This is a genomic window from Pseudomonas batumici (genome assembly GCF_000820515.1).
Classification (GTDB): Bacteria; Pseudomonadota; Gammaproteobacteria; order Pseudomonadales; family Pseudomonadaceae; genus Aquipseudomonas; species Aquipseudomonas batumici.
The window spans coordinates 1-8,676 of the sequence record NZ_JXDG01000125.1 but is presented as its reverse complement, the minus strand read 5'-3'; the positions used below and the strand labels follow the sequence as shown (position 1 = coordinate 8,676).

The following is an 8,676-nucleotide window of genomic DNA, read 5'->3' as shown; positions in this document are numbered from 1 at the left end:
TTTGGCCCGATACCGACGATCCTGCTGTTCGGCGCCACGCCCCATCTGCTGCTGGAGGCCAATCCGTTTGGCTGGGCGGTGGGAGAGTCCCCGCAGGAGCAGGCCCTCAACAAATACCAGGTCAGGCTGCATCCCGAGACCCCCTATACCCTGCAATTCAAGAAAAGCGTACTGACGTCAAAGGACTTTGACTCGAACTTTGGTAGCCGCACGGAGCTGGTCGTGCCGGACGGAGCGTTCCAGACGCTGCCTCAAGTGAGCTTGGACCTCTCCGGCCAGGATCGCGAGGCGATATCGGAGTTGGACTTGTCCGGGACCTCTCTGGAGGTCGTCAAGTTCAAGGACAAGAGTCGGTTCAGGCTCGACCTGGTGAGCGCCGATGGCCACAGCGTCTGTGCGCTGGAGCAGGTGGTCCGGACCGTTCAACTGCCGGCCTATATCCAGTTCAAGAGCGGAGAAACCCACCCGGTGATGGCGGTGCTGGGGGAGGGCTCGCGGGTAACCCTGAGAAACTCGATGGGACGTTCGCTGCTGCTGTTGAGGCGGGAGGTTCGCCGTTGCGAGATCGAGATACAGGCGTCGATCAGCGGTTTTGCGGTTTCCGTTTAGGCGTAAACCTGGCGTATTAAATAAAGTTGAAGCACTTTAATGGAATATAAGTGATGAGTGACAGGAAAGTAATAAAGATTACCGGGCACGGGGTCGCGGCGGATTCAAAACTGGACAAGGTCGAGTTGATTCTGACGGATACCTCGCTGAGGTATTATGATCTCACCACCCGACTGGACCCACAGGTAACACCCGTTAATAAGCAATCGTTCAAGGTGGAGGATCGTGATCGAGCCAAACTAGAGGTGTCTTTGGAGGGCAATTTTTTTGTCAGCGAAGTCAAAAACGATGAGTTGATTTTAAGAAAAAACATAGAAAGCAATTTAAAGCTCATTCTGCAAAACCAAACCATTACCTTGAACCCCGATCTCTATTATGGGAATCGTTTATATAACGTCTTGGAAATGGATTTGCCGGAACTGCTTGTTCCAGGGAATAACCAGCCTGTCATGTTGGGGAGCGCGGCCAGTCGGCCCTATGACTCGACCGCACTGGTATTCAATGCAGAGAGGGAAGCGGAGCTCGACCGGTATCCGGGCGATACCCTTGTCAATTACGAAATCAAGCTGACCCGGTATGACGGGCAGCCGACGAATCCGACAACAGGGTATCTGAGATTTGAGGAGATAAAGAAGGCAAAAGCAAGAGGCTTCGTTCTTCTGCCGAGTGTTCCAACGTCAGCGTTTCATTTGAGTTCCCTGCAGTTTTCCTATCGTATTGCGACGCGCGGGGGGGCTCGGATAGACACTTTGGAGGATGAAAAAAAAGATTTCTTGCAGGTCAGGGTCAGCGCCTCGAGCCACCAGCTCATCGATATGCGGGCGATCAACAAGGCACACACCCTCGATTTTTTGGAGATGAAATGTTTACTGAATGGTCCGGGCCTGTTCAAGTACTTGAATATCGACTTTCCTCGTTTCAGGGTTTTTTATGATTCAGGGAGTGAGGTCGCCTATAACAGTGTTCATCGTCTTGAACTTTTGACGGCGGTTAAAAAAATAGAGCATGGACTGCTGATTGACATGGCGTCGCTCGCGTCGGTTAATTATCTTGATCAAGAGTCTTTTTTGCGCCTGCAGGGATTGGCGTATTTTGAGCAGGCGCCACCGGAAGTGGTTAATTTTTCCTATGAGGTGCTCGACACGGGCTATCAACCGTTGAGCGAGGCAACGTATGTGGGCCGCTGTCACTTTAGAAAAGTCGTCGAGGAGGCGGCTTCGACGCGATTATTCAATCTGGACACGCGGGGTGACCCCTACTTTTTCGAGATGGATATCAAGGACCCCTTAAAAGAAAATACCTCGGCTTGTTATTATCGGATCCATCTGACTTCCCCTTTTCCCTTGCTTGCAATGGACCAGGTGTTCTTCTCCGGAATTGATTTTTACTTCAATCGAAAATTGACATTTGCAGCGATTGCCCAAGGGGTGGGTCTGCCCTATGAGGGGTTGGATATCGCTCCCGCGGTCCAGGAATCCAAACTGGAAGCATTTCTTGAGCAACATACATTGGCCTATACGGCGATTCCTTTCTCTTTTGAACGAATGGCGAAAGATGTTTTCATGAGCGCAGGTTTTCCCGAAGCGGTTGCGAAGAATATCTCTGTGCATGGCTATTCCAAAACGGGAAGAAAGCTATTCAGTACACCCTGGTTGAAAAAAGCCAGCATCGAAGAAGCACCCGCCTGGTGGCAGAGCGTGGAAATACTGGTGCTCTGTATCTGGATGGGAAAAGAGGCCCTTTCGGCAACCCCTTCACCCTACTCATACCGCGCGGAAAGGGAGTTTGACGGTGGAACCTATGACGCGCCGTATTTTCTACGCGTCGAAGGGAAATTCAATCCTTATAGCTACATCCCCTGCCTGAAAGGCAACCATGAATATGAACTGGATCCGCTCTTCTCCAACATCCTGTATGTGGGGCAGGGGCGCAGTAGAGTTCAAGGTCGAGGTTCACCTAATACGATTTATCTGATGTGGGACTCTCACACCACCTTTGATTTCGCCGCGGAGGAAGACTTCCAGAAGGCGCTGGCGCCTTCTCGTCTGAAACTCATGGGGGTCGAGCTGGAGAACATCGTGATACAGGTGCCGGGGCCGGAGGATGAGCGTTGGGGGAGTATCGTTCTGGAGTGGGCGCTGTTGGTTGATCCTGAAAAGGAACTGGCGGCGACCGAGGATTCGGCGGTGCTGGTCAGGTTGGCGGGCAGTCAGGCGTCGCTCAAGGACGGCTCGTTGACCCTGGTCAATTTCTTGAAAGAACCGATCGGTGAGTTTCTGGAAATCGAGATAAGAGGGCGTCTGTACACCTTGGAAGTTTCGCCAAACGACGGAAAAATCTACTGGCGCAGGCAAGTCGACCTCAGTCGTGAAACCCTGGGTGAGAAAACAGTGCTTCGCCAGCGGAGCGGCAAGACAGAGTACGTGTTGCGAAACAGCATTCTGGGGAAACCCAATACGCCGCTTTATCCCAGCGAAGACGGTCGGGATATCCTGATCGCGCGTGGAGACGTGGCCTACCTGCATGGCGGTCGGCATGAAACTCAGCTGGTTGGAAACTTGCCTGAGAACTTCTTCTACCTCAACCAGGGTGGGACCGATAGTGTGATTGCCAATGGTTACAGAAATACCATTGAAATTTCCGGCGTGTTGGGCGGGGACAAGGTGCTCTTCCTGTCTACAAAGAAAGAGGCGACCAACTTTATTTCAGCGCCCGCTGTCAGTTTCAGAACGGCGCAAATAAAAGAGGATGACCTGTTCTTTTTTCTGGAAACGGAAAATCACCTGCTGACGATTTGCTTGAAGGGCGTCATGGCGTGGCAAGGTTCCGCACAAAACCGACTCAGTCTGCTGCTTGAGGAAGGGGTGTTCAGCGCCGATCAGTTAATTGGGTTTTTGCGACGGTCGGAGCTGAGTCATCGAGAGGAGGCTTATGGGTTCCAATCTGCCTTGCCGGAACCGGCTGTTCAACAGGGGTTTACTCAATTGGCCGATAGAGTGGCTGAGGATGAGCACTCGAAGACCTATCTGAAAGATCAGATCAACCAGTATGACGTGGTCGAAAAGGAATAAGGAGAGTCCCTGATGTCTGCACAAGTCAAGCTGTTCGAGATGAGTGAAGATCGCTATAAGGTGGCGTGCCCTTTTTATGGAGAAAAGGACTATGTATTCACCTTCAAATTTACCGCTGTTAATGCCGTCTGGCAGACACATGATGCCGATTCAGCCAGTCTTGTCGCCAAACCGAATATCTGGATGGGCGAAGAGAAAGAAGATCATTATGTCGCTGAACCGCGGCCAGGGGCGGCTGATGAAAGGGTGTTTGCTTATCGGCTAGGCCGGAGTTTTACCTTGGTCTGCCTGAACGATCAGTTGTATCTGATGCTCAGGGTCTGGGAAGAAAATAAAGAGGGAAAGGTTTCATCGGCGAGTCGGCGTAATGAAAGCACGATAAGAGTCGCCACCCGCGAGGTCTTGGGAAAAACCGAGCCGCTGATGTTCTCTCATCAGGATCCCTGTGTCATCAAGCTGGAAACAAAGGACGGTCTCTCGACAGTCAAGGTATGGAACACTCAGAAAACCGGAGAGGCACCCTATATTTTGAGTGGTTTCGGTGATGGGTTTAGAGATTTTTTCTCTGGCTTTAGTGAATTCCAGTTCAATACCATTCCCGTGGCCATCAAAAATGGTCGACATTCCTTGCGCCTGGAGAGAGTGGCGGCGTGGGTGGGCCATACCCAGCCAGAGGGCAAGGATAATTTCAGGGATTACCTGGAAGAAAAAAAACAGGTATTGAAGGGCTTTGGATACCGGCAATTACCTCTGGAGCGCTTGTCCGCCTATTATCCGTTTCAAAAAAACAGATGGGCGGTCCTCGATAACGCGCTGTTTTATTCCGTCGAAAACGCCCATTTCGCGATCGAGGCGACTCGAGGACTCTGCTTTGATGCATTCAAAAATAAAGTCTCTGTTTCTTTGACGCCCTCGGCAGGTCAAGGCGCCTCCGGCAGTTTTATGTTGAATGTGTGGGTGAAGGAATCGCAGTTATTTGAAATCCAGACAGTCGGTTCGTTGATTGACCGCTGGAGCCTGTCAGAGGCCGTCTTTTCAAGCCGACAATACGGCTTGAGCTTTAAAAAGATTGTGGAGGATGTAGAGCGGTTCGATCCGGCAGGGTCTTTTGTTCCCGCGGCTCACCATAAAGATCGAACCCTCGTGGACGTCATCAAGACCGGCGCGCTGGCGAGCCGGCTTCCGCTCTTCATCGAGCAGCTGCGCGTGTCGAACTTTGAAGTGGCGGGGCAACTGAAAGCCACCATGAATCAGCTTCAGCTCAAACTGAACGAAGATAAAAAGACTCTTTACACCCGTCGAGCCGATATCGGTGTGCTCACCTGCAAGACCTCCGCACCTGAGAGCCGCATCGTCTTCACTGTGCAGATGCTAAGGCGAATGAAGGTCGATTCAGCGAGTGGGGAGTTGAGTCATGAGGCGAAAGTGGTGTTCAACGACGACCAGGGCAACGACCGTGGGGCGATAGACCTGAAGGATTTCCCCTGTTTCTTGCTGCTTTCCCTGAGTGATGATCGAAAGGCCTTCAACCTGTTCGCCGCCCGTGCTGACAGCGATCTTTCCACCGCGTTGGAAGCCTCTTTGACTTATGCGATCGATCAAGCAGAGCCTCAAGGAAATCAAACCATCGATGAAGTCATTCTGACGCTTGGCCTGGGAAAGGACAGCGGTAATGGCCCGATGATCTCGATCAAGGATTTGGGGCTTTGGAGCACTGCGTTGTGGCGACGTGAGGGGTTGCTGACCGTCGGGGACAAGGTCGACAAGGACTATAACGTGAAGACGTTAGCCCACTTGAATTTTTCTGGTTCGCTCAATCCTCTGGTCGAGCAATACAAAAAATCCCTGAAGGTTTAGGTGGCGTATGCAAAAGTTATCGTTTGATTACGGCCTGAATCAATATGAAATATCAGGTGTCGGACTGGACAAGGAAAACCTGGCCTATCTTGAGTCCGTCCTGACGCTTTTGAAGCGCTACGCGGTTGTTTTTCCAAGTCTTCATTTGGAAAGTACAAAGATAAGAGCGACGCTGGCCGGCAGGACTTACACGCTGGGCGAAATATATACCCAAGGGGTTGGGGTACAGCGAGTCATCTATCCCTGTTTTCGACATCAGTGGGGCTTTGATTTCACCCGGGATATCCAGTCCTTGTTGCTTTGGAAGGAGATGGACGGGGCATTGCGGACGACTTATTCGGAGCTTGAGTCGGATCTGTTGAGCGCAAGAGGGGATGCTGCGGGCACTCGGGTCCATTTGGCATTGCTTAAGGATTTCATCGCAATGGCCAAGGTCGAGGGCAATAATTTTATTCAAAAACAGCAAGAGCTGAATTTTTTGAAGGGGTTGATCTCACTCTATTATCTGGGCGTTGTCCAAAAAAAATGGCGAGTGTTTCAGGGTGTCAACTTACCGATCAACGCCTCCCGGCCGGGTGTACGTGTGAAGCGTGCGGCGGGCGCGTCTCTCAATCTGCTCATTGGTGAAGATGTCGCCACTGCCCTGCTGTATCAGACACTGATGTCCTATGAAGAGCTGTATCCCTTGACGTTTATCGAGCTTTATTTTTCTTACAAAAGTAGAGGCGCGCTGAACGGTTCCGAAGATTTAATTAGGTTCGCTATTTCGTTTAGGCAGAAGTTTCGCCATACCTATGGTGGTACATGGGGGGTCAGCACAGTCGCTTTTCCCACCATTGCCGATATACTGAGCCCCAACACGGCCATGCCTGCCGATCCGGAGGCCGCTCATCGATATATCAGTAATCTGGATAAGGAGTTCGTACGTTTCAGAAAAAATAATCTGGATCGAATGATTGGCAATGATCATGAACTGGGTGTCTACAGCATCAGCAGCTACCATCAGGTGCGCTCACACGATATCGATACATTCCTGGGCCGCGGCCGACCCAAACCCATTGATGTCCTCTCGATTGACTATATCAGCCCAGGAGGGGCTGGCATTCCGTTTGACGGCATTATCAATATAGTCGGTCATGCGGATATTTTGGGTTTGGGAGGCGTCTCCAGCGCGGAGAGAATAGCCGGCTGGATTTATAATAATTTTACGGCCGCGTTTGGAGAGCGGGCGGCTAGGTTCAAGGAAATCAAGTACCTTAATTTTTCAGCGTGTAATTTCCCCAAGGCCATGGCGGAGTATGTCGCGGTTCTCTTTGTCGAGCGCTGCCTGGAGGCGGGGCGCTTCAATGTCGTGGGGGGCGACGGTGTAACCAGGCGCTGGATCCCGAATATAACCGTTATTTGCAGCCCTCGCTCTTCTTTGGTGGCTGCCGGAAGCGATGTCCTGGTACCGTTCAATGTGCTGGAGGTGAAGGATAGGATGCCGCCACTTCCGGGGATCGTGCTAAATATCATGAAGGCAATGCCGTCGGAAGAGTTTATTAATTTTATATCGAAGGCGGGTACTTTGGATTTTGCTGATCCCGTGGTTCAGCGCTTCTTGCAAGAAACCCATGTGTTTTCTGTGGCCGGCCTGGTCAAAGAGGCTTTTCAGGGCGGTGTTGTATCAGAGACTGAGTTCGACCAGGCTAAACAGGAAAAATCTTCTAATTATGGTGTTTATAAGCGCGATTTTGAAGAAGAAACGAAGAGGAGAAGGGCCGAGACATTAGCGATTGGTGAAATGCCTTCGTCGCTGCTTGGGCCTTTGGCAGAGGAGCAGCACGTTGCCCGCATGGAGCGCTTGGCTTATGAGAGGGTTTCCATCAGGCCCAAGGGCGCAGGAGCGTTTTTACCGGTCAACACGTTTGAAACAATGCGTCTGTTGCACGGGTATTACGCGGAAATAAAAAATCGTTATCGCTCTCGCACTCCCGATGGGGCAGTTGATATCGATGCGAAGATCAATAGTCAACAGTACAAGCAGGCCCTGGAAGATCTGAGAAAAGAAAACAGAATCAAGATTTTGCTTGATCCGCAGGATCCCCGATATCATTACAAGCGGCAGTTGATACTCAAGGGCTTTCGCGAACATTTGGGCATTGCCTACAGGGAGTTTCAGGATTTTCCGTTCTATAGTTCGCATCACTCCCCGTTGTTTGGCGTGCAGCCTGATAATTACGCATCGACGTCCTACTATAATCAACAGTTGGCGCAGATTTTGTTTGTCGTCACCAAGCAAGAGTACCGAGAAATGACTGGGATTGAGGTGGACAAGATTCACCTGTTCCTTGAGCGTCGTGTGCCAGACTCTGTTTTTAGTAAGGCTCAACAACCCACTACTGATTGGAGCGGGAAACGAATATTGATTGACACGCCCCTCTATCGCGGTCTCTTGGGCAGTGAACAGTTCGGCGTGTCGACGCGGGACCTGAGAGCGGTGCTCGAATCGGGCGAGGAACCGCGGATTCTTCCTGCCATCGATCAGTTGGAAAACAGCCTGAAACGCAAGAAGGCGCTGCTGCAGGAGTCGGCGTCCTTGAGAAGCCTGCAAGAGACCCAGGAAAACCTGGGCCGTGCCAAGACCGCCCTCGAGAAAAAGCAACTGTCTCCCGTCGTACTGAAGACCACCGCGCGCATGGCCGCTGGCTCCAGTCGCTTGCTCGGGGCATTCGGGGTCTTCGTGGACTTCCGAACCCAACCCTTCCACCTCGATTTTTCTTCGGTCAAATCGGGCCTGTTCAGCACCAGCGATTCACTGGCGGTGGTCAAGGGGGTCTTTGATTTCACCAGCGACATTGGGCCGGCACTGGCCTTGCGCTTGGCCTCCAGTGCTTCGCGAGCACTCTGGCAGCCCAGGCTTGATCATCTGTTCTTCAAGATGAACAAGGTGCTGCTACCCCTGGATGTGCTGTTCACGGCGGTCAGCCTGTATCGCAACGTCGAGGGCGCCCGCTTGGCCAAGACCGCCGAGGAGCAAGCGCTCTATATCACTATGACGGTGATCGACGGGGCCTCGTTTGGGGTGAGCCTGGCGGGATTTATCCTGATTGGTGTGCCCGGGGTCGGGGTGGCTCTGATCCTGGTGGGGATGGCCCTG

General features: G+C 51.9%; 3 protein-coding genes and 1 pseudogene. All 4 read left to right on the top strand.

What is annotated here, in order from left to right:
* Nucleotides 1-609, top strand: a pseudogene (locus UCMB321_RS31170) (hypothetical protein); the annotation flags it as partial.
* 53 nt (nt 610-662) lie between these two features.
* Entirely contained in the window at nt 663-3,680 is a 3,018-nt protein-coding gene (locus tag UCMB321_RS29015) for a hypothetical protein (RefSeq protein WP_040072086.1), read from the top strand.
* Between the two features lie 12 nt (nt 3,681-3,692).
* Nucleotides 3,693-5,537, top strand: coding sequence for a hypothetical protein (locus UCMB321_RS29010; protein ID WP_040072085.1), 1,845 nt, complete (start codon nt 3,693-3,695; stop codon nt 5,535-5,537).
* A 7-nt stretch (nt 5,538-5,544) separates the two neighbouring features.
* Nucleotides 5,545-8,676 (top strand): hypothetical protein (locus UCMB321_RS31295; protein WP_052451385.1); only part of this gene is annotated, 3,132 nt, incomplete at its 3' end.

Excerpts from the sequence above, each read along its gene's own strand:
- UCMB321_RS29010 (WP_040072085.1), top strand. The coding sequence starts at position 3,693 with ATGTCTGCACAAGTCAAGCTGTTCGAGATGAGTGAAGATCGCTATAAG.
- UCMB321_RS29015 (WP_040072086.1), top strand. The coding sequence starts at position 663 with ATGAGTGACAGGAAAGTAATAAAGATTACCGGGCACGGGGTCGCGGCG.